Here is a 21102-nt window from a genome sequence, read left to right as displayed (position 1 = left end):
TTGAGTTCAATCAATTCAGAGGAGATTATCTCCATTCTGAAAGAAGAAATAGAAAATTTCGATATGACAACGGGTGTCCGTGAAGTGGGAAACGTGATCTGGGTCGGTGACGGTATTGCCACTGTTTATGGAATAGACCATGCGATGTACGGAGAGATCGTGACCTTTGAGAACGGTGTCAAGGGTATGGTGCAGGATATCAAGAGAAATGAGATCGGTGTCATCATATTCGGCAAGGACATGGGGATCAAAGAGGGCACAAAGGTTGTCCGCACGAAGAAAAGGGCAGGTATTCCGGTTGGCGAAGGCTATATCGGAAGGATCGTGGATGCCCTGGGCGCACCCATTGACGGAAAAGGGGAGATTGATGCCAAGGACTATCGTCCCATCGAACAGGAAGCCCCTGGCATCATTGACCGTAAATCTGTTTCTGTTCCCATGGAAACCGGTATTCTGGCCATTGATTCCATGTTCCCCATTGGCCGCGGACAGCGTGAGCTGATCATCGGTGACCGTCAGACAGGTAAGACATCCATTGCTATTGACGCTATCTTAAACCAGAAGGGCAAGGATGTTATGTGCATCTATGTGGCCATCGGCCAGAAGGCCTCCACGGTTGCAAAACTCACCGGAACCCTGGAAAAATACGGCGCCATGGATTACACCACGGTCTTTGCGGCAACAGCCAGTGACTGCGCGCCCCTTCAGTATATTGTTCCTTATTCAGGAACTGCTCTGGCAGAGTATTTTATGTACCAGGGCAAGGATGTGCTGATCGTCTATGATGACCTGTCGAAACATGCGGTGGCTTACCGTGCCCTCTCTCTGCTTCTGGAACGTTCTCCGGGGCGTGAGGCTTATCCGGGTGACGTATTCTATCTGCATTCCAGACTGCTGGAGCGTTCCAGCCGTTTGAACGACGAGGCAGGCGGCGGCTCTATCACAGCGCTTCCCATTATCGAGACACAGGCAGGTGATGTTTCCGCCTATATCCCGACCAATGTGATTTCCATCACAGACGGACAGATTTTCCTGGAAAGTGACTTGTTCTTTGCCGGTAACCGCCCGGCTGTCAATGTAGGTCTTTCCGTATCCCGTGTAGGCGGTGCGGCACAGACAAAGGCCATGAAAAAGGCATCGGGAAGTATGCGTATTGACCTGGCGCAGTACAGGGAAATGGAAGTATTTACACAGTTTGCATCTGATTTGGATGATGCTACAAAAGAGCAGCTTTCCTATGGAAAGACGCTGATGGAGCTTTTAAAACAGCCGCTGTGCCATCCGCTGTCCAACCATGAGCAGGTTATTACCCTCTGGACTGCCACACATAAGGTGTTTTCCGATGTGGATATCAGGAATGTAAAAGCATTCCAGGCGGATATGCTGGCTTATTTTGAGAAGGATCATCCTGAGATCGGTCAGGAGATAGAGGAGAAAAAGGTCCTCTCTGATGAGCTGGGTGAGAAGATTTTAAAAGCGGCAGAGGAATTTAAGAATAAGAGCAGGTGATGAGATGGCAAGTGCAAAAGAGATACAAAGCCGTATAAACAGTATCCAGGATACGATGAAGATCACCAACGCCATGTACATGATTTCCTCCTCCAAGTTAAAGAGAGCCAGGAAAGTGCTGGCAGATACGGAGCCGTATTTTTACGCCCTGCAGTCTGCGATCGGCCGTGTTCTCCGCCATATGCCTCCCGATACGGAAGGGAACCGCTACTTTGATGAGCGGTCCTCCGTGCCGAAAGAGGAGAGAAGAACAGGCTATATTGTAGTTTCCGCAGACAAGGGCCTTGCCGGTGCTTACAACCACAATGTGTTTAAGATAGCAGAGGAATGTATGGAAAAGGATGCCCATCCCCAGCTTTTTGTGTTAGGGGAAGTGGGAAGGCAGTATTTCTATAAAAAGAACGTGGACGTGGATACAAATTTCCGGTTCACAGTCCAGAAGCCGACCATGCACAGAGCCAGGGTGATCTCGGAAAAAATGATCGCCAGCTATGTGACAGGGGAATTGGATGAGGTGTATATTATCTACACCAGAATGGCGAATGCTGCCAATATGGTGGCAGAGATGCAGCAGCTCCTTCCCCTTAAAAAGGCGAGTTTCCATACACCGGCACAGGTGATGGTGGATATTCATCAGGAGGAGATCGAGATGGTCCCCTCCGCCGAAGAAGTCCTGAACAGCATTGTTCCCAATTACCTGCACGGTATCATTTACGGCTGTCTGGTGGAATCATATGCCAGTGAGCATAATTCCCGAATGATGGCAATGGATGCGGCTACCAGCAGTGCGAAAGACATGCTGAAAGATTTATCAATTAAGTATAACCGTGTGCGTCAGGCTGCGATCACCCAGGAGATCACTGAGGTGATCAGCGGTGCCAAGGCACAGAAGAATAAAAACTAGCAAGCAGGAAGGAGGTTTCCTCACGACTGTGAGATGCAATCGTTATGGAAAAAGGAAAAATCGTACAGGTTATGGGACCTGTTGTAGACGTAGAATTTGAAGACCAGAACCTTCCGTATATCAAAGATGCCCTTACCGTAGAGAATAATGGAAAGAAGCTTGTAATGGAAGTGGCACAGCACATTGGAAATAATACGGTGCGCTGTATCATGCTGGCTTCCAGCGACGGCCTTAGTAAAGATATGGAGGTTGAAGCTACAGGAGCAGGAATTTCCGTGCCGGTAGGAAAAGAGACGCTGGGACGTCTGTTCAACGTGTTGGGCGAAACCATTGACAACGGAGAACAGCTTGAGAATGCGGAGCACTGGGTCATCCACAGAGATCCCCCGAGCTTCGAGGAGCAGAGCCCGGTAGTGGAGATCCTAGAGACGGGTATCAAGGTCATCGACCTTCTGGCACCTTATGCAAAAGGCGGTAAGATCGGTCTGTTCGGCGGTGCCGGTGTAGGTAAGACCGTTCTGATCCAGGAGCTGATCAGCAATATTGCCACAGAGCACGGCGGATATTCCATTTTCACCGGTGTTGGGGAACGTTCCCGTGAGGGAAATGACCTTTGGACAGAGATGAAGGAATCCGGTGTTCTGGAGAAAACAGCTCTGGTATTCGGACAGATGAATGAGCCGCCGGGCGCACGTATGCGTGTGGCGGAGACGGGGCTTACCATGGCAGAATATTTCCGTGACCAGGAGCACCAGAATGTGCTGCTGTTCATTGATAATATCTTCCGTTTTACCCAGGCCGGTTCCGAGGTTTCAGCACTTCTTGGACGTATGCCCTCAGCCGTTGGCTACCAGCCTACGCTGGCAACGGAGATGGGTGAGCTTCAGGAGCGGATCGCTTCCACTAAGAACGGTTCTGTTACCAGTGTGCAGGCTGTCTATGTGCCTGCCGATGACCTGACTGACCCGGCTCCGGCTACCACATTTGCTCATTTGGACGCCACCACGGTTCTGTCCAGGAAGATTGTGGAGCAGGGTATCTACCCGGCTGTTGATCCGCTGGAATCCACTTCCCGTATTCTGGAAGCTGATGTGGTTGGAGAAGAACACTACGAAGTGGCCAGAAGGGTGCAGGAGTATCTGCAGAAGTACAAAGAGCTGCAGGATATCATTGCGATCCTAGGTATGGAAGAGCTTTCTGAGGACGACAAGAAAGTGGTTGCCCGTGCCAGAAAGATTCAGAAATTCCTGTCCCAGCCGTTCCATGTGGCTGAGGTATTTACCGGTATTGCCGGAAAATATGTACCTCTGAAAGAGACTATCCGCGGCTTTAAGATGATCGTGGACGGGGAGATGGATCAGTATCCGGAAAATGCATTCTTTAATGTGGGCAGTATTGACGAGGTGGTGGAGAAGGCAAAAGCCGAGCAGTAATGCCGGGATGAAAAGGAGTGCATGTATATGAATACATTCGGACTGAATATCGTTTCCAGTGATAAAGATTTTTATCACGGCAGAGGAACCAGTATCATGCTTCCTGCAAAGGACGGACAGATTTCCATTCTGTCCCACCATGCGGATATGATGGTTGCCATTGTACCCGGTGAGATGCGTTTCAAACCCGCTGACAGCGAAGAGTGGAAGACAGCCATAGTGGGAAATGGGTTTGCGCAGATCATCAATAACCGTGTGACTGTTTTGGTTGACAGCTGTGAATATCCTGAGAATATTGATCTGAAGCGTGCGCAGGATGCCCTGGACCGCGCCGAAGAACAGCTCAGGCAGCAGCAGAGCCTGCAGGAATACTATGTATCCAAGGCATCCCTGGCAAGAGCCATGGCCCGTATGAAAGCAGCAAAGAAGCATGACGTATAAGACGTTTTAACAGGAGATGAGGAGAGATTCCTCGTCTCTTTTTTTATCACCGGGAATGTGATAAAAACTGCCGCTTTGCATCAGAAAAGTAAAATTGTATGAAATCTTCAAAGAATTATCCCTTGCCAATTTTTTGACCAAAATATATGATTAGTACAAGTTCAATAACTACCATATCTGGGAAAAACGGAGGATTCTAATGAGACAAGTCATAAATTTTGATCATAACTGGTATTTTCAGAAAGAGAACACAGGCATGCCGGAAACACTGCCTGAGGATTGGGAAGCTGTGGACCTGCCCCACACCTGGAATGGGGTGGACGGGCAGGATGGAAGAGGGGATTATCACAGAGGAATATGCTGGTACGCGAAGAGTTTTAAGGCGCCAAAACGTATGGAAGGCAGCCGCGTCTACGTGGAAATCCTTGCAGCCGCCCTGTCGGGCCGGGTCTATGTCAATGGGACAGAGGCGGTATACCATGAGGGCGGTTTCTCCTCTTTCCGTGCGGATATTACAGATTTGCTGAAAGAGAACGGGGAAAATCTCATGGCAATAGAGGTGGATAACAGCCAGAAGAGCAATATATATCCCCAGATGGCTGACTTTACCTTTTACGGTGGTCTGTACAGGGGAGTGAATCTGATCGTAGTGTCCGAGGCTCATTTTGACTTGGATTTTTTTGGTGCACCGGGACTGAAGATCACCCCTAAAGTGACAGGGCAGGGAGCTATGCTTAGCCTGGAAGCCTGGGTCAGAAATGCAGATGAAAATTATACCGTCCGGTATGAAATAAAGAATGCACTTGGAGTGACAGAGGCAGAAGCATGGCGTCCGGCAGATGCGCCCAATGTACAGCAGTTTCTCCCGGAGGCTCATCTGTGGCAGGGGGTGGATGACCCATATCTGTACACTTGCACAGCTTCCCTGGTGAGGAGAAATGAAGTGGTGGATGAAGTGACACAGCGTTTTGGTATCCGTGAGTTTTCCGTTGACCCGGAGAAAGGATTTTTCCTAAACGGCAGGCCCATGAAGCTGCGCGGCGTATCCAGACACCAGGATATTCTTTACAGAGGGAATGCGCTTACCAGGGAAGATCATTACCGGGATGCAGAGCTGATCCGGGAAGTAGGTGCCAATACTGTGCGCCTTGCGCACTATCAGCACAGCCAGGATTTTTATGATGCCTGCGATGCGTATGGTTTTATCGTGTGGGCAGAAATCCCGTACATCAGCACCCAGAGCGATGACCCTGCAGCTCATGAAAACTGCAGAAGCCAAATGAAAGATTTGATTTACCAGAGTTATAATCACCCCTCCATCTGTTTTTGGGGAATCTCCAACGAAATTACTATCTGCGGTGAAAAACCGGGAATGGCGGAAAACCACAGGGACTTAAATGCCCTTGTAAAAGAATTGGACGATACCCGATTGACCACCATAGCCCATGTAAGTGTTACACCGGAGGACAGCTCCCTGCATGATATAACAGATATTGAGAGCTATAACCACTATTTTGGCTGGTACGGCGGGGAATATACAAAAAATGAGGAATGGCTGGATCAATACCACAGCAAGTATCCAAAACGTTGTATCGGACTTTCGGAATACGGCGCGGAGGGAATCATTACTTATCAGCCGGATGAACCGAAATGCCGTGACTATTCCGAGGCCTATCAGGCAGAATACCATGAGCATATGGCCAAGATCCTTATGGAGCGGGAGTATATCTGGAGCAGCCATGTGTGGAATATGTTTGATTTCGGATGCGCCGCCAGAAATGAGGGCGGTGTGGCAGGGCGCAACAACAAAGGTCTTGTCACCCTTGACAGAAAGATCAAAAAAGAGGCCTTCTATCTCTACAAGGCATACTGGAGCACGGAGCCGTTTGTCTACGTCTGCGGAAAACGTTATGCCAGGAGAGCGGACACCACCACTACAGTGAAAGTATATTCCAACCAGCCGTCAGTTAGTCTGTATGTTGGGGGCAGGCTTTTTGAGACGAAAGAGGCGGATAAGATTGTTATATTTGAACATGTGCCCCTTGGAGAAGGGTTTACTACAGTGACGGCAAAGGCAGGTTCTTGTACGGACAGCCTTACACTGGAGAAGGTGGCGGAAAAACCGAGAATTTATACGCTTCCCCAGGAAGAGGAGGAGGACGATAACGCTGGCGCGGTCAACTGGTTTGACCAGGCTGCTGCGGAGATGGCTAATGTGACTTCTCTGGAATTTCCTGAAGGGTATTATTCTATCAACGATACCGTGGATGATATTCTGAAGAACAAGGATGCGTCCAACATACTGTCCAATTCTATCAGTGCCATGACGGGTATGAAGATCAAAGGCAGTATGCTTAAAATGGTAGGCCAGAAGACACTCAAAGATATGGCAGATATGGTGGGGGGAATGGGCCAGGATTTACCGGAAAATGCCATGCTGATCCTCAATGCCCAGTTAAATAAAATTAAAAAATAGCAGAAGAAATATCGGAATTCCCATGGTATATGGTCCTTGAAAGATAATTTCCGCATTTACTCAGAAATAGCACAGATGTCTTGTCACCCACAGACATCCGTGCTGTTTTTTTTTACGCATTTCTTATTTTCAGCCTGTATGATATTTAAAAATACATATTGACTTAGAGCTAACTTCAAGTTGTATATTAAATATTAGAAACATGATAGAAAATAAGATCAGCAAATTTAATTTATTATTAAGGAGGATTTTTATGAGTAAAACATTGGCAGCGCGGGCGGGGTAACAAAAAGACTGGCGGAAAAACCGGCAAATTGAAATCGGAACAGATTTATTTGAAATTCAGGCAGAGACAGCATACACAAATGAGGACTTTGACTGGCAAAATAGTAAGAGCAGGAGTTCTATCGAAATGAATGACCCAAACTGCCGTCCGGCAATCCGCAGACGAGTAACTGATATGGCACAATATGATGTGGTATTTGCAGGGTTTCCTAAAATGTAGTATTGTTTTTACTGATGTATAGCGTGTATAGTGTTATAATCATATAAGTATTTGTTACAGCATATACATACAGATGATATATAAAAATGTGTATCGCCTTTGTATAGAAGAGACAGTGTGAGGACTGCCGAAATGAGAACGAAAAGTCGTAAGTTTACTATATGAAATAGGAGGAATAGAACTATGAGTGAAATATTAGTAGCGTATTTTTCAGCAACAGGAATAACAGCGAAACTGGCAAAGAAGATTGCGAACGTAGTAGATGGGGATTTACATGAAATTCATCCGGAGATACCATATTCCTCTGCAGATCTTGACTGGATGAATAAAAATAGCCGGAGCAGTGTGGAGATGAATGATAAGTCATTCCGACCAGAGATAGCTAATAAACTGGAGAGTGCAGAAAATATCAAAATGCTGATTCTCGCTTTTCCCATCTGGTGGTACATAGCCCCCGCAATCATTAATACATTTTTGGAACAATATGATTGGAATGGCAAGATTATTATTCCAGTGGCGACATCCGGAAGCAGTGGAATGGGTAATACCAACGCTGAATTGGAGTCCTCCTGTCCGGGTGCGATTCTAAAGGATGGTAAGAGATTTGATGTAAATGTGAGTGAAAAGGAAATAAAAGCATGGTTTGATAGTCTGAAAGTTTAGAAAAGCTAGCAGCTCTTTAAAGCAATAAATAGACCTTAAATGTATTGTTTGAAAAGTGTGATTTATTAAGTATTGTGAGAATAACTAGATCTTCATCTCCTGTATTGATGATACTATGCTCAGAACCTTAATAGTCTGAAGCTGGGATGAGATGATACTTATCCCAGCTTTTATATATTTTAAGATGCTGTTTCCCGCTGCAGAGCCGGCATAACAGCATGTAGATATGACAATGCAAAGTCCTCGGATATCACCCAGTCTTCCACCATGGACTTTTGTAAGATAACGGGCATACGGTCATGTACATCAGCGATGGAGTTATTCGCGCCGGTTGTAAGGATAACAAATTTATTCTCGCCCTTGAATTCATTAAAAATCCCCGCCATATAAAGAATATTCTCATCAGGCAGATGAAATCGGTACTTTGTTTTGGGACCATTTTGGGACCATTCGTAAAACCCAGTGCTTGGGATTACACATCTGCGGGTATGCAGACTTTTCCGGAACATTGGACGTTCATCAGCAGTTTCGGAGCGGGCGTTGATAATACTACCTTTTGCACCGAAACGGGGAAATCCCCAGATGCTGAGTTCGGGAATGACTTTATCGTCCTGCCGGCAGATAATGGGGGCGGTATTGGTTGGATAGATTTCCCCCTGCTTCATCGTGTTTCCGGGATATCTGGCATCTAAGGACCTGACAATCCTCAAAATTTCTTGGTTTTCTTCATCTGTGAATAAACTGTATCTTCCGCACATTTGGTTTTCCTCCCAATTTTTTGATTATTTATTTTGGCTTTTCAGGAATGCCTCTGGATAGATTGTATGCTCCGCAACCGGGTCAAGATGAGAGAGTCTGCTATCCATAAGCATAATGCCCCTCTGGATGGAGTAGTGTCCATACCGCTTGCGGACATCGTCAATGGCATGTTCCAGAGCTTCCTGTTTCTGGTCTCTGGCTGCGTCTTCCAAAAAAGAAAGCTGGCGGTATTTCATAACGAACAGATTGCAGGCACGAACGCCCAGACTGCGAACGGGATTTTGTGGCGGATTGCCTTTGTATAATTCAAATGCTTTTTGGAAAATCGCCTGGGAAGTGCAGGACGGGAGGGGGAGCCGTCCCTGCCGCTCATAGGAAACCAGCGTATTATCCCGGATGCTGATCTGAACACTGCGGCAGTAGAAATTTTCATTCCGCATCCGCTCTGCCACGCTTTCCGAGAGTATATATAAAATGATTTTGATATCCGTGTCGTTTAGGAGATCCCGGTGGGTTGTCACACTGTTGCCTATCGTTTTTATGATTCGCCGGGAGTAAGAATACGAGACTGGAGAACGATCCAGTCCGTTGGCAAATGCCCATAACATCACTCCATTCTTGCCCAGCAGTCTCTCCAAAAAGGAGAGATCCGCGCAGGCCAGATCACCGATTGTTCGAATGCCATATTTCAACAGCTTGGCATAAGTCGCTTTTCCAACATAGAGAAGCATATTTGCAGGCAGGTGCCATATTTTTGACTGAAAATTGTGGTCGATCACGGTTGTGGCGTCCGGCTTCTTTAAGTCACTGCCAAGCTTTGCAAAGATTTTGTTAAAAGATACCCCTACGCTTGCTGTGATACCCAGCTCTTTTTTTATCCGGCTGCGAATATCATCCGCCATATCTTTCCCGGTTCCAAAAAGGTGTGTGGAACCAGTGACATCCAGCCAACATTCATCCAATCCGAAGGTTTCCACTTGATCGGTATATTCCTCATAGATTTCATGGGCAGCCTGGGAAAACTGAATATAACGCTCATAACGGGGCGGTGTAAAGAGGATATCAGGGCATTTCTGGCGGGCCATCCATAAGGGTTCTCCCGTAGTGATACCGTATTTCTTTGCCTCATAATTTTTCGCCAAAACAATGCCGTGGCGGGCATCCGGATCACCTGTGACTGCCATAGGTTTTCCCCGGAGTTTTGGGTTGTCCAGGCATTCAACACTGGCGTAAAAATTGTTCATATCAGAATGTAAAATCACCTGATGCTCCATGTCTTATGCCTCTCCCTGCGAATTGATACTGATATTATTTGAAACTCCGCTGCATTTTATGTGGGGATTTAAAGCAGTGGGCGGAAATTTTGCAAAGAATGGGAAATACATCAATCACGATGAATAAAGCGGATGGAGATAACTTATAACTTTTTAATGATGAAGGAGGATACTGGATCATGGTCAGAATACTTAATAGTATAACCGAATTTTAAGTATAGAAGGCCAGTGCGAAAAGGATAGGGGCATAAAGTCCAGGCAAGACTTCATTGCGTAAAAAAGATATGAAATATGACAGAATGCTGTCATATTTATAGTTTATATAGACTAAATATATCAAAAATATTGTCGGTATAGGTTATAAATTAGAAGTACCATAACAAAGACCACGAGGATTTTACTTCCCTTGTGGTCTTGTTCTGTTTATGCTCCTTTTCCAGAGAACAGATCCTATTTTTTATTGTTTTTGTTTTGAAGATCGCTCCGTCAGATGGCGTTCGGGTTATTACAAAATATGGAGATCGCCTCATTCAAAAACGCAGCTAAATCTCCGCTGCCATTACGATTTATGAAATTAGAAAACCGTTTATCGGTGACATAGAGATTTCCTAAATTGATCAGCATTTGTTTATCGCAGTTATAGAAGTGTTCGGAGATATACTGTTGCCACTCCTTTACGATTTGTTGCACTTCCATACAGCCCGGAGAGCAATCTTCATATAAGGCCAGTCTTTCAAAAAGCTCCTGTGCAAAGGAATAAAAGGCGTCCAACTGTTCATTTTGAAGTTTTCTCGCCTGTGTAGAGAAGGTTTCCTCGTATTCCCGGAAGCTGTCTGTATTACCCCAACGCTCTATCATTTCTTCTCTAAATTGCGTTTGCAACCGAGCAATCTTTGAGTTAGAGAAAGCCTCAAAGGAAAGGGTGCTGCCCCCTCTTATTTCAGCCTCTACAAGTTTAATAAGTGCATTGATACGATCCCGTTGCGCTTCAAGAATACAAATGTGCTTTTTCAACACTTCCTGGCGGTTATAATCGGGGGAAGCCAAAAGCTGCTTGATTTCTTTTAGGGAAAAGCCAACTTCTCGGAAAAACAATATTTCCTGCAAACGGCACAGGTCACTTTCTGTATAAAGGCGGTACTTTGCTTCGGTCACGATAGAGGGCTTAAAAAGTCCTATCTGATCGTAATAGTGAAGTGTTCTTGCGGTTATTCCCGTGAGATCAACAACCTCATGCACAGTCCTTGGTTGCTTATTCATCCCAAAAGTCCTCCGCTGTTTCCAAAATCTCGCTTGCTGGCAGCAGGGTTGCTTCAACGATGCTCTTTCCTGTCTTTTTCAAATAGTGTTTTACTAAATGATAGCCACACGCATAGCCCGCACAATAGGGCAGACCGACAGGCGGGTAGCCTTGTAGAGCCGCCATTTCATCACCGTATAGGTATGCGTTCAGATTTTCCAACCCCTGCACACTAAGCCCCTCACGGATAATGGGCTTGATATATTCATTCAAGGTTTCCATGTCCGTTTTTGTTACCCACGGGCCAGCTTTGTCCGCTCCAAATAAATGCGTGGCGTAGTTTTCTGCCAGTCCCTCGCTGACCATCATTTCACCAAGCGTAATATCGTTCTTCCATTTGATAAATTGAAAGCGGACATTGTGATTTACCTCGTGGGCAAGGGCAACAGGCAGACAGCCTATCGTGTATTCATTAGGCGTGAGCCATGCCATAATGAAGCCGGGAATACCACCGTCCCCACAATAACCCTCGTTCATAATGATGTAGGGGCTTTCGGGATTTGCCAAAAGAATACTGAACACATATTCCTGTACGGGCAATTCCACACCAAGTTCTTCAAAGCCTTTCAAAGCCCGTGTTATGGATTCTTTACAGGCAGCCCAAAGAGTTTCATCCGAAATCAGCTTGATATTCTCTTGCTGGGAGCTGTCAATCTTAGTCGGCTCCATCAGGCCCAGCATTTTACTTGCCATGATAATGTCATAGCCATTTGGTGTAGCCGCTTTCATCGGGATACTGTAGCAGTCCCATTTTTTCTGAAACGACATCATCAGCTCGTAGCGGTAGATATCGTTTTTCTTTTCCTTCGGCGCACCCATAATTTTTGAGTAAACGCCATCTGAACGGATAGCAGTAATTTTCATAAGCAGATCCTCCTTTCTGATTTTTCTTTTTACATCATACACTATGACGTAACGTGAAAGTCAAGCGTTTTTTGCTTTCCCACAGTCATAAGAAAGGGTGAGCACAAAATGAGGCTGCTCTCATTTTTCTGGAGCATTTTGCCAGCTGATGCCGTCCTATTGACAAATGTGACTGGAGTTGTTATAATGTACCTGTTCAATAAGTACATTATATGGCATATGGAGGGGCCCCGTGGAAATTATTATAAGCAGTAATACGAGTAAACCCATTTATGAGCAGATTACCTCACAGATAAAAGCTATGATTATGAGCGGCGAACTGCAGACGGGCGATCCAATCCCCTCTATGCGGGCACTGGCAAAGTCAATCCATGTAAGTGTCATTACTGTTCAAAAGGCATATGAGGATCTGCAAAGGGACGGATTTATCGAGACAACAGTCGGGCGCGGAAGTTTTGTAGCGGCACAGAATAAGGACTTTTATCAGGAGGAACAGCAGCGGTTAGCGGAAGAGCATTTACAGGAAGCTGCTGATATAGGAAGGACCAGTGGAATTTCATTGGGAAAATTGGTTGAACTTTTGACTATGTTTTATCAGGAGGAGGAGTGACTATGGATACGATCTTACGGGTGGAAAATTTAACGAAAAAGTATGCCGGATTTCAGCTGGACCATATTTCGTTTGACCTTCCGAAAGGAACGATTATGGGACTGATTGGTGAGAATGGAGCCGGAAAGAGTACAACGATCAATGCAATTCTTGATCTGATTAAGAAAGATGACGGTACGGTTACTTTTTGGGGGCAGGAATTATCCTCATCAAAACAGCTGAAGGAGGATATCGGCGTTGTATTCGATGGCGTCAATTTTTATGAAACATTGACGCCTGCGAAAGTGGGTAAGATTTCAGAAAAAGCCTACAAACAATGGGATGAGTACCTGTACCGGGATTATCTGAAGCGTTTCGGGCTTCCGTTGGATAAAGAGATCAAAACACTTTCCAAAGGCATGAAAATGAAATTATGTATCGCTGTGGCGCTTTCTCATAAACCCAAGCTGTTGATTTTGGATGAGGCAACCAGTGGTCTGGACCCGGTTATGCGGGACGATATCCTTGAGGTCTTTTTGGATTTTGTGCAGGATGAAAACCATTCCATCCTGATGTCCTCCCATATCACCACGGATTTAGAAAAGGTTGCCGACTATATTACCTTTATTCATCAGGGAAAAGTCCTGTTTTGCAAGACAAAGGATGAACTGCGCTACAAATATGGAATCATCCGCTGCGGTGCAGCCGTTTTTGATCAGATTGATAAATCGGAGATCCTCGCTTACCGCAAAGACGATTACCAGTGGAATGTGCTGGTGGCTGATAAAGAAAAGGCCAGGAAAAAATATAAAGCGGCTGTCGTTGATGATGCTACGATTGACGATATTCTGCTGCTGTATGTGAAAGGAGAGCGGGCGAAATGAAAAGCCTTATATTGAAAGATTTATATAATATCGGACACAATACAAAATCTATGCTGTTTATACTTGCGGTGTTTGCTGTGGCTTTTATTCCTACCTCTGGTGTGGGAGCATATATTTTCATCTGCGGCATCTTATGCAGTATGATGATCGTAACCACTTTTTCTTTTGACGATAACTCCAAATGGGCGCGATATGCTATGATAATGCCCATTTCAAAAAAAGATTTAGTGATTGGAAAGTTTATTGTACTAGCAATCTTTTGTGCGATTGGAAGTGTATTCGGCTTGGCTGTAGGATTGGTCGGCGGAGGCATAGCAGGCAAAATTACATTCAGCCCTGCCGCTATTGTGGAACTGCTGTTTTTAACCTTAGCGGCAACGGTGATCTCCCTCATTTTTGGAAGTATGTCAATCCCGCTGGTGTTTAAATTTGGAGCCGAAAAAGGGCGCGTTTTGCTTTTGGTATCGTTCCTCATTCCGGCAGCAATTTGTTTTGGGGCATATAAGCTGCTTGTAATACTGGGCGTGGAACTGACGGATCAGATGGTGTTTATCCTTTTATGCTGTTCCCCGCTTATCGCGTTGGTTTGGGGTTATGGAATGTATCAGATAAGTTATCAGATTTTTTTGAAACAAGAATTGTAGGAGAGGACTTTGAAGACATTGGGCTTCGGAATGCACGCTTGAATTTCAGGCAGGTTGAAATTACGCATATCATGGAGAATATCATCTATAATGAGCTGCGGATCCGGGGATATAAGGTGGATGTCGGTCTTGTGGAGCATTATAGCACTGGCAAAATCATTATTGTGTCGGATAATATCAAGGTCAGAAGAAATGAAGAAGACTTTACTACCATGGGCCTTCGTAATTTCCTGCTTGACGAAAACAGTTTAAATACATGATATAGACAGTGAGGTAACACATATGAGAAGAACATTAACAAGCCCGATGATGGACGAATGAACAGGAGCTAAAACATGAATCGTGTTTTGATTATAGATGATGATAAAGAACTTTGTTCTTTGATGAAAAAATGTGTGGAACAGGAAAATCTATCTGCGCTGGTGGCTCACGGTGGTGTGGAGGGATTGCGTCTGGCAAATGAAGATAGAAGTAACTGTTCCCTTGTCATTTTAGATGTAATGATGTCTGATATAGATGGATTTCAAGTGTTACGAAAAATCCGGGAAACAAGCAATGTCCCGGTGCTTATGCTCACGGCAAAAAGTGATGAAGAAGATAAGGTTTCCGGGCTGCGGTTGGGAGCTGACGATTACTTGACAAAGCCATTTAGCCTTAATGAGTTGATGGCCCGTGTCAACTCCCTCATACGCCGGTTTACCACCTTAAATCCCACTTCTACAAAAAATCCAGACATCTTGACATTAAAGGATATGGTGATTGATAAGGAAAACCGTATTGTTTCTATCAATGCCGTACCCGTTGATCTCACGGGTAAGGAATTTGATCTGCTGTACTTTTTGGCCTCCAACAAGGGGCGCGTATTCACAAAAAAGCAGATTTACACGCAGGTATGGGCAGAGGAATATGCTTTCGATGATAACAACATTATGTCCTTTATCAGTAAACTGCGGAAAAAGGTTGAGCCAGACCCGGACCATCCGTTTTATATTTTGACCGTCCGGGGTGTGGGTTACCGTTTCAACAAGGAGGCGTGATATGGGAGTAAATATTTATCTTCTTATAGCGTTGGTGATTGCCCTGCTTATCATCATATTACTGCTTTCAAAATTAGGCCATGTCCACGGACAGTTTTCGTTAATAAAGGACGCACTGGAAGATATGAAGCAGGGCAACCTCAACCGCCGCGTTTTGGCTAGGGAAAGTGATATGACAAAGCTGATCTGCTATGACATCAATCAAATTGCTATCAGTAATCAGGCCCGGCTTATTGGGCAGCGGCAGGCAGATCAGGCATATAAACGGCTTATGACAAGCCTTTCCCATGATGTAAAAACGCCGCTGGCTTCCTTAGTGGGATATTTGGAGGCGATTGAAAGCGGTATTGTTTCAGGTGAGGAAAGAGAAGAATATCTCCATGTTGCTTTTGATAAGTCCCAGCACCTAAAGCATTTTGTGGAAAGCCTGTTTGAATGGGTGAAGCTGGATGCCGGGGAACAGCTTTTTCATTTTGAATATTTTGATCTCAATGAACTGTCCCGCAACATTATGGCTGATTGGGTTGCTGTTTTAGAAAACAGCAACTTTGAATATGAGATAGAAATACCTGAAACAGAGTATTCTATCCGTATAGACCCCAACGCTTATACCCGTATTCTGAATAACCTGCTACAAAATGTGATCGTGCATAGCAAAGGCAATCAAATAATATTGTCTATTTTAGAAAATCAAGACTATGCCGTTATTACAGTCAAGGACAATGGGATTGGCATTTCATCTGTCGATCTCCCGCATATTTTTAAAAGAATGTATCAAGCCGACCATTCGCGTTCCGTTAGGGGAAATGGTCTGGGCCTGTCCATTGTCAAGGAGCTCGTCAGCGCCCATAAAGGAAAAATTACCGTTGCCAGCACTCCCGGCTCTGGAGCTGAGTTTACAATAACACTTCCGAAAGCCCTGTAAAAATGCAGGGCTTTTCCTGTGTTAAAAGTAAGATAAAAACAAGGTTACGGCAAGGTTATGGCAAGGTTTAAGGATTATACTTTAATTGTGGCTGGCTTAGGTTCCGCAATGGCTGGCTTACCGACGAAACAAACCAATGGAAAGTGAGGAAACCTTATATGGATGATTTGGTAATTGAAACAAAACGCCTGACAAAAATCTATGGGGAACAAACGGCGGTCAATGCGGTTGATCTTCATGTTAAAAAGGGCCGTATTTTTGGCCTGCTTGGACGCAATGGAGCCGGGAAAACTACGATCATGAGAATGATTTTGGGCTTGGCTACTATTACATCTGGCGAAGTGGATGTGTTCGGTAGGAATATCAAGGGAAATGAGAAGCGGATATATCCCCGTATCGGTGCCATCATCGAAACGCCGGGGTTTTATCCCAACCTGACCGGGACGGAGAATTTGGAGATTTTTGCAAAGCTGCGCGGCACAGCGGCCCCTGATGCGGTAAAGAGTGCGCTGGAAGTTGTCGGCCTGCCCTATAAAGGCAAAAAACTGTTCAGCAAATATTCCCTTGGCATGAAGCAGCGGCTTGGCATTGCCAACGCCATTTTGCATGACCCGGAGCTGTTGATCTTGGATGAACCGACTAACGGCCTTGATCCTATCGGCATTGCAGAGATGCGGGACTTTATTAAGAATTTAAGTGCCATGCACGGAAAGACCATCCTGATTTCCAGCCATATTCTTTCAGAAATTGCGCTGCTGGCAGACGATATCGGTATTATCGACCACGGCGTTTTGCTGGAAGAAAGCAGTATGGAAGAATTGGAAAAGAAGAACAGGAAATATATCCTGCTGAATGTTTCTGATGTACCTAAAGCGTTGCTGATTTTGGAACGGGGGTTTCATGTAAAAGAATATTCTGTGCAGGATGAACAGACGCTTCGGCTTTATGATACTACGCTGGATATGGCGGCTATCAATAAGGCCCTCGTGGTGCAGGATGTGGCCGTTGTCAGCTCACAGCTCTGCAATGACACCTTAGAGGACTACTTCAAGAGGATTACAGGGGGTGAGGGCATTGCTTAAACTGATTGAAACGGAAGTTTTAAAGCTGCGCCGCAGGAAAATGGTCTGGCTCATGCTTTTGGCCTCTCTTATTATGCCTTTTATGGCTTTTCTGCTATTCAACTACCGTGGAGATACAGGTGTTGAACCGATTGAATTTTACAAATGGTCTGCGTTTGGATATACGCTTTTTATTATCCTTCCGGTCATTTTGGGAATATTTTGCACCATGCTTATCCACGAAGAAAAACAGAGTGATTTATTGAAACAGCTTTGGATTGTGCCTGTGGGAAAATTAGAGTATTTTTTCAGCAAATTTTCAGTAATGCTCATATACTCTGTGGGTTTTATGCTGTTTACTGCAATCGCAACTATCCTGTTCAGCGTACTCCCCGGATATGTCGCGTTTGAATGGGAAAGCGTTCTGTATTTGATGGAACGATGCTTGGAGATTGGTGTACTCACCGCTTTGGCAATGCTGCCGGTTTTGGCGATCGCCGTATCAAGAAAAGGCTACATTCTCCCCGTTTGTATAACATTGGTCTATGCCTTTTGCGGTTTCATCTTTATGTCAATCAATATGTATCTGCTTCCTCTGACAAGCATGGCTGTAATCTTAATGCGGAACAAAGATATTCCCGGCATTGCCTTTTCACAGACAATCAACATTCCTATGGCGTTTCTTTGCATTTGCATTTGGGGTATTACTGCTGTTTTACTTGCGAAGATAGCACTCAAAGAAAAGTGAGGTGAAACTATGCGAACTTTACTTTGGGCGGAATATAAGAAGCTCCGCCGTTCAAGTATTGTATGGATTACTGTTTTTGCAACGGTTATGATAGCGGTTATTGTTTTTGTGGAGGGGCAAGGCATACATGATGGCCCGGATGTGCAGTATGGCCTAAAGATTGTGCATGAGGGTTCCCGGTACATTGACAACGTGGGTTGGTATATGGATGAAGCACAGCCATTGGCAACATTCTTTGTCTTGCCTGCGGTCATTGCCCTTTTGGGGAGCTATATGATCTGCCGAGAGGAAGAAGATGATACCCTTAAATCCCTGCGTGTGCTCCCGGTAAACGAGGTAAAATTGACTACTGCTAAAATGATAATGGCTTTCATGTTCAGCGTTTTTATTTACCTGATGCTCTTTTCCATTACATTTTTGACCGAAGCGGTACTGCATTTCTCTGATTTGTCAGCGGCAATGGTGTTGAAGTGCCTGAAAGAATATTTAGGAGACGGCATAGGGGTGTTTCTGGCAGTTTCCCCGATTATTGCATTTGTAGCGCGAATGAAAAAGGGATATTGGCTTGCATTGGTGTTTACGGAAATATATTCCTGTGCCGGCTTGTTTGCAGGTATGTCAAGTGAACTATTGTACTTATATCCTATCAACGCCATATTCAACCTTTCCGGTTACCATATCACCACTGCGGGGAAGCGTGCAACAAGTATCATAATTCTGCTGTTATGTGGCGGCATATCCGTTCTCCTACTGAAAGGGCTGAAGCATAGCCACAAATCTGAATAGGGATTGTAAAATGAAAAAGATTAAAAAACTGATTATTTTGATAGTGCTTTTGTTTCTCTTTGGTATGCTGCACTGTTACACCGAAAAGAAATTCAGCGATACTCCGTCTAAAGGAATGACGAAACAGATAGAGGAATGGGCTAATCAACTTGGTTTGAATTAACAGATTACCGCTCATTATGTCACTAGAACAATATAGATATAGTTTATAAAACGCGTGTCTGATGGCACGCGTTTTTGCATCTTTTAGATGCAGCCCCAATTCCAAGTATTGTTGTCGAAACAATTAGTAAGCCGGAAAAGATGGATTACCAAATATCTTAGGAAAAAATTAATGATTTTATAATCACAAATGAATAAATCGAAACAGTAAATTTGGTATACTATATAAAATTTAGAACAGAAAGGAGTATTATGTTTTGACCGAGAAAATTCTTGTGGTTGATGATGAGAAAGAAATTGCTGATTTAATTGAAGCCTATCTTCAAAATGAAAATCTGGATGTGTATAAATTCTACTCAGGTGCAGAAGCGCTTGACTATATGGAAAATATGGAGTTTGACCTTGTTATATTGGACATTATGCTTCCGGATATCAGTGGTCTTTCAATATGCCAAATGGTGAGAGATAAGGGATATGCTTGTCCTGTGATCATGCTTACGGCAAAAGATTCAGAAACAGATAAAATTACCGGTCTGACACTAGGGGCAGATGATTATATTACAAAACCTTTTCGACCGCTTGAGCTGATCGCCAGAGTAAAGGCGCAGCTTCGCCGATACAAAAAATATAATACAATCTCTGCTCCCCATGTAACAGAAACAATCTTTGAGTATGCGGGATTGACTATGAATATTAAGACATATGAATGTACGATGGATGGAAACAGCCTATTGCTAACGCCAACGGAGTTTTCAATCCTTCGTATTCTTCTGGAACGCAAAGGCAGCGTAGTCAGTGCCGAGGATTTATTTCATGAAGTCTGGCAAGGCGAATACTATACCAAGAGTAACAATACCCTTACCGTACACATTCGCCACTTACGAGAAAAAATGGGGGATACCGGTGAAAGACCCAAATATATCAAAACTGTCTGGGGGATCGGATACAAAATTGAATAAATTTAAAAAAAAAGATTACAACTATTCAAAGCTTAGCCGCATCACATTTGGCAAAGGATTATGTATCACAATTGGTGCTGTCCTGACAGTACTCCTCCTGCGTTTACTCAGCCAGGGACATTTGGCTGATATAATAGCAGCTGTCATTGCACGCATTCTTCACATAAGTGATACTGAGGCTGATATACTTTATTTCAAAGTAGTAGGAAATAACATGCAGTTTATTCTTGCGGTAACAATCATCACCTTTATGTTTGTGCTATTTCAGATGCTGCTGAAGTCATATAAAAGTTACTTTGATGAAGTTGTAAACGGGATCGACCAGCTCATGGATGAGGATGGAGAAATATCGTTATCTCTTGAACTGGAAATTATTGAACATAAATTGAACCATGTCAGGCAGACACTTAAAACTCGAGCGTTTGAGACACAGAGAGCCGAGCAGAAAAAGAATGATCTTATTGTATATCTGGCTCATGACATAAAAACTCCGCTCACCTCAGTTATAGGATATCTTAGCCTTTTGGATGAAAACCCGGATATGGCTGATATGAAGAAATTAAAATACATCCATATCGCATGGGAGAAGGCGAATCGACTTGAAACTTTGATCGATGAATTTTTTGAGATTGCACGTAGTAATTCGGAATCCGTTCCTCTAAAAAAGACAATTATTGATCTTTACTATATGATGGTACAGATTTCAGATGAGCTGTATCCACAGCTAAATTCATGTGGGAAGCACATTGAAAACAATATCTCCGAAAATATGGTATTGTACGGTGATTCTGAAAAGCTGGCAAGGGTATTTAATAATATTTTGAAAAACGCTATAGCATATAGTGCAGGAAGCAGTGTCATAAAAATTTCAGCCCAGGAGCTTCCCGGAAAGTCTGTTGTCAAATTTGAAAATAAAGGTAACATTCCGGAAGACAAGCTTCAGGTGATCTTTGACAAATTTTATCGTCTGGACAGCTCAAGATCAAGCACAACCGGCGGCTCCGGACTAGGTCTTGCCATCGCTAAAGATATTGTTGTAAAGCACGGTGGGGAGATAAAGGCTGAAAGCAGTAACGGAAACACTGTGTTTATCGTTGAACTTCCCTCAGTTTAATACCATGGTGGCTTCTGCCTTGATGTCTTAGGAATTCTTAGGATTTCATTCACCATTCCTTAGCC

Annotated in this window: 21 protein-coding genes and 1 pseudogene; 18 read left to right on the top strand and 4 right to left on the bottom strand. The window is 44.3% G+C overall.

Going from position 1 to position 21102, the window contains the following annotated elements; translation table 11 throughout:
• The 7 genes from atpA to A4V09_RS08920 all read left to right on the top strand — a co-directional run bounded on the left by atpA (window position 1) and on the right by A4V09_RS08920 (window position 7931).
• A complete protein-coding gene (gene atpA, locus A4V09_RS08950; RefSeq protein WP_065542039.1) occupies window positions 1–1509 on the top strand; it encodes a F0F1 ATP synthase subunit alpha in 1509 nt (502 codons plus the stop codon).
• A gap of 4 nt (window positions 1510–1513) precedes the next feature.
• Window positions 1514–2413, top strand: coding sequence for an ATP synthase F1 subunit gamma (gene atpG, locus A4V09_RS08945; RefSeq protein WP_065542038.1), 900 nt, complete (start codon window positions 1514–1516; stop codon window positions 2411–2413).
• A 44-nt stretch (window positions 2414–2457) separates the two neighbouring features.
• The gene (gene atpD, locus A4V09_RS08940) at window positions 2458–3846 is read left to right on the top strand and encodes a F0F1 ATP synthase subunit beta (protein WP_065542037.1); all 1389 of its coding nucleotides are present in this window, start codon (window positions 2458–2460) and stop codon (window positions 3844–3846) included.
• 27 nt (window positions 3847–3873) lie between these two features.
• A complete protein-coding gene (gene atpC, locus A4V09_RS08935) occupies window positions 3874–4287 on the top strand; it encodes an ATP synthase F1 subunit epsilon (RefSeq protein ID WP_065542036.1) in 414 nt (137 codons plus the stop codon).
• 199 nt (window positions 4288–4486) lie between these two features.
• The gene (locus A4V09_RS08930; RefSeq protein ID WP_065542035.1) at window positions 4487–6763 is read left to right on the top strand and encodes a glycoside hydrolase family 2 protein; all 2277 of its coding nucleotides are present in this window, start codon (window positions 4487–4489) and stop codon (window positions 6761–6763) included.
• 313 nt (window positions 6764–7076) lie between these two features.
• Window positions 7077–7268, top strand: coding sequence for a flavodoxin (locus A4V09_RS26760; protein WP_084043508.1), 192 nt, complete (start codon window positions 7077–7079; stop codon window positions 7266–7268).
• A gap of 183 nt (window positions 7269–7451) precedes the next feature.
• Window positions 7452–7931, top strand: a complete 480-nt coding sequence (locus A4V09_RS08920) for a flavodoxin (protein ID WP_065542034.1) — start codon at window positions 7452–7454, stop codon at window positions 7929–7931.
• A gap of 179 nt (window positions 7932–8110) precedes the next feature.
• On the opposite strand, the gene A4V09_RS08915 is transcribed toward A4V09_RS08920, so the two are convergent.
• The 4 genes from A4V09_RS08915 to A4V09_RS08900 all read right to left on the bottom strand — a co-directional run bounded on the left by A4V09_RS08915 (window position 8111) and on the right by A4V09_RS08900 (window position 12128).
• Window positions 8111–8689 (bottom strand): SOS response-associated peptidase, encoded by a 579-nt coding sequence (locus A4V09_RS08915; RefSeq protein WP_065542033.1) that lies wholly within the window; start codon window positions 8687–8689, stop codon window positions 8111–8113.
• A gap of 24 nt (window positions 8690–8713) precedes the next feature.
• Window positions 8714–9964 (bottom strand): DNA polymerase IV, encoded by a 1251-nt coding sequence (dinB, locus tag A4V09_RS08910; protein ID WP_065542032.1) that lies wholly within the window; start codon window positions 9962–9964, stop codon window positions 8714–8716.
• A 486-nt stretch (window positions 9965–10450) separates the two neighbouring features.
• Complete coding sequence (locus tag A4V09_RS08905; protein ID WP_065542031.1) at window positions 10451–11224, bottom strand: MerR family transcriptional regulator; 774 nt, start codon at window positions 11222–11224, stop codon at window positions 10451–10453.
• The gene (locus A4V09_RS08900; RefSeq protein WP_065542030.1) at window positions 11217–12128 is read right to left on the bottom strand and encodes a DUF2268 domain-containing putative Zn-dependent protease; all 912 of its coding nucleotides are present in this window, start codon (window positions 12126–12128) and stop codon (window positions 11217–11219) included. The genes A4V09_RS08905 and A4V09_RS08900 overlap by 8 nt, the downstream gene beginning before the upstream one ends.
• A gap of 232 nt (window positions 12129–12360) precedes the next feature.
• On the opposite strand from A4V09_RS08900, the gene A4V09_RS08895 reads away from it, so the two are divergent.
• From A4V09_RS08895 to A4V09_RS08845, 11 genes and pseudogenes are all read left to right on the top strand, one after another.
• Window positions 12361–12738, top strand: a complete 378-nt coding sequence (locus A4V09_RS08895) for a GntR family transcriptional regulator (protein ID WP_016295763.1) — start codon at window positions 12361–12363, stop codon at window positions 12736–12738.
• 2 nt (window positions 12739–12740) lie between these two features.
• A complete protein-coding gene (locus A4V09_RS08890; protein ID WP_065542029.1) occupies window positions 12741–13601 on the top strand; it encodes an ABC transporter ATP-binding protein in 861 nt (286 codons plus the stop codon).
• A gap of 11 nt (window positions 13602–13612) precedes the next feature.
• Complete coding sequence (locus tag A4V09_RS08885; RefSeq protein ID WP_242964034.1) at window positions 13613–14245, top strand: ABC-2 transporter permease; 633 nt, start codon at window positions 13613–13615, stop codon at window positions 14243–14245.
• Window positions 14246–14253: 8 nt separating this feature from the next.
• Window positions 14254–14505: pseudogene (locus A4V09_RS08880) on the top strand (ATP-binding protein); the annotation flags it as partial.
• Between the two features lie 75 nt (window positions 14506–14580).
• Window positions 14581–15282: a response regulator transcription factor gene (locus tag A4V09_RS08875; protein WP_065542026.1), complete on the top strand. Its 702-nt coding sequence runs from the start codon at window positions 14581–14583 to the stop codon at window positions 15280–15282.
• 1 nt (window position 15283) lies between these two features.
• Complete coding sequence (locus tag A4V09_RS08870; protein ID WP_065542025.1) at window positions 15284–16207, top strand: sensor histidine kinase; 924 nt, start codon at window positions 15284–15286, stop codon at window positions 16205–16207.
• 158 nt (window positions 16208–16365) lie between these two features.
• On the top strand, window positions 16366–17289 hold the full coding sequence (locus A4V09_RS08865; protein ID WP_065542024.1) for an ABC transporter ATP-binding protein: 924 nt from the start codon (window positions 16366–16368) through the stop codon (window positions 17287–17289).
• Window positions 17273–18016 carry an ABC transporter permease gene (locus A4V09_RS08860; RefSeq protein WP_330396537.1) on the top strand — a complete coding sequence of 248 codons (744 nt, stop codon included), beginning with the start codon at window positions 17273–17275 and terminating at the stop codon, window positions 18014–18016. The genes A4V09_RS08865 and A4V09_RS08860 overlap by 17 nt, the downstream gene beginning before the upstream one ends.
• Window positions 18017–18025: 9 nt before the next feature.
• A complete protein-coding gene (locus tag A4V09_RS08855) occupies window positions 18026–18802 on the top strand; it encodes an ABC transporter permease (protein ID WP_065542022.1) in 777 nt (258 codons plus the stop codon).
• 419 nt (window positions 18803–19221) lie between these two features.
• The gene (gene vanR / locus A4V09_RS25280; protein ID WP_065542021.1) at window positions 19222–19923 is read left to right on the top strand and encodes a VanR-ABDEGLN family response regulator transcription factor; all 702 of its coding nucleotides are present in this window, start codon (window positions 19222–19224) and stop codon (window positions 19921–19923) included.
• Entirely contained in the window at window positions 19916–21037 is a 1122-nt protein-coding gene (locus tag A4V09_RS08845; protein ID WP_065542020.1) for a sensor histidine kinase, read from the top strand. The genes vanR and A4V09_RS08845 overlap by 8 nt, the downstream gene beginning before the upstream one ends.
• The last annotated feature ends 65 nt before the right edge of the window (window positions 21038–21102 follow it).

It is taken from the genome of Blautia pseudococcoides (assembly GCF_001689125.2).
GTDB classification, from domain to species: domain Bacteria; phylum Bacillota; class Clostridia; order Lachnospirales; family Lachnospiraceae; genus Blautia; species Blautia pseudococcoides.
Note: the sequence above shows the minus strand (reverse complement) of the source record. Positions and strands in the feature narration are given on the sequence as shown.

What these genes read in the sequence shown, in the direction of transcription:
- atpG (WP_065542038.1), top strand. Translation starts at nt 1,514, where the DNA reads ATGGCAAGTGCAAAAGAGATACAAAGCCGTATAAACAGTATCCAGGAT.
- atpD (WP_065542037.1), top strand. Translation starts at nt 2,458, where the DNA reads ATGGAAAAAGGAAAAATCGTACAGGTTATGGGACCTGTTGTAGACGTA.
- atpC (WP_065542036.1), top strand. Translation starts at nt 3,874, where the DNA reads ATGAATACATTCGGACTGAATATCGTTTCCAGTGATAAAGATTTTTAT.
- A4V09_RS08930 (WP_065542035.1), top strand. Translation starts at nt 4,487, where the DNA reads ATGAGACAAGTCATAAATTTTGATCATAACTGGTATTTTCAGAAAGAG.
- A4V09_RS08920 (WP_065542034.1), top strand. Translation starts at nt 7,452, where the DNA reads ATGAGTGAAATATTAGTAGCGTATTTTTCAGCAACAGGAATAACAGCG.
- A4V09_RS08915 (WP_065542033.1), bottom strand. Translation starts at nt 8,689, where the DNA reads ATGTGCGGAAGATACAGTTTATTCACAGATGAAGAAAACCAAGAAATT.
- dinB (WP_065542032.1), bottom strand. Translation starts at nt 9,964, where the DNA reads ATGGAGCATCAGGTGATTTTACATTCTGATATGAACAATTTTTACGCC.
- A4V09_RS08905 (WP_065542031.1), bottom strand. Translation starts at nt 11,224, where the DNA reads ATGAATAAGCAACCAAGGACTGTGCATGAGGTTGTTGATCTCACGGGA.
- A4V09_RS08900 (WP_065542030.1), bottom strand. Translation starts at nt 12,128, where the DNA reads ATGAAAATTACTGCTATCCGTTCAGATGGCGTTTACTCAAAAATTATG.
- A4V09_RS08890 (WP_065542029.1), top strand. Translation starts at nt 12,741, where the DNA reads ATGGATACGATCTTACGGGTGGAAAATTTAACGAAAAAGTATGCCGGA.
- A4V09_RS08875 (WP_065542026.1), top strand. Translation starts at nt 14,581, where the DNA reads ATGAATCGTGTTTTGATTATAGATGATGATAAAGAACTTTGTTCTTTG.
- A4V09_RS08870 (WP_065542025.1), top strand. Translation starts at nt 15,284, where the DNA reads ATGGGAGTAAATATTTATCTTCTTATAGCGTTGGTGATTGCCCTGCTT.
- A4V09_RS08865 (WP_065542024.1), top strand. Translation starts at nt 16,366, where the DNA reads ATGGATGATTTGGTAATTGAAACAAAACGCCTGACAAAAATCTATGGG.
- A4V09_RS08855 (WP_065542022.1), top strand. Translation starts at nt 18,026, where the DNA reads ATGCGAACTTTACTTTGGGCGGAATATAAGAAGCTCCGCCGTTCAAGT.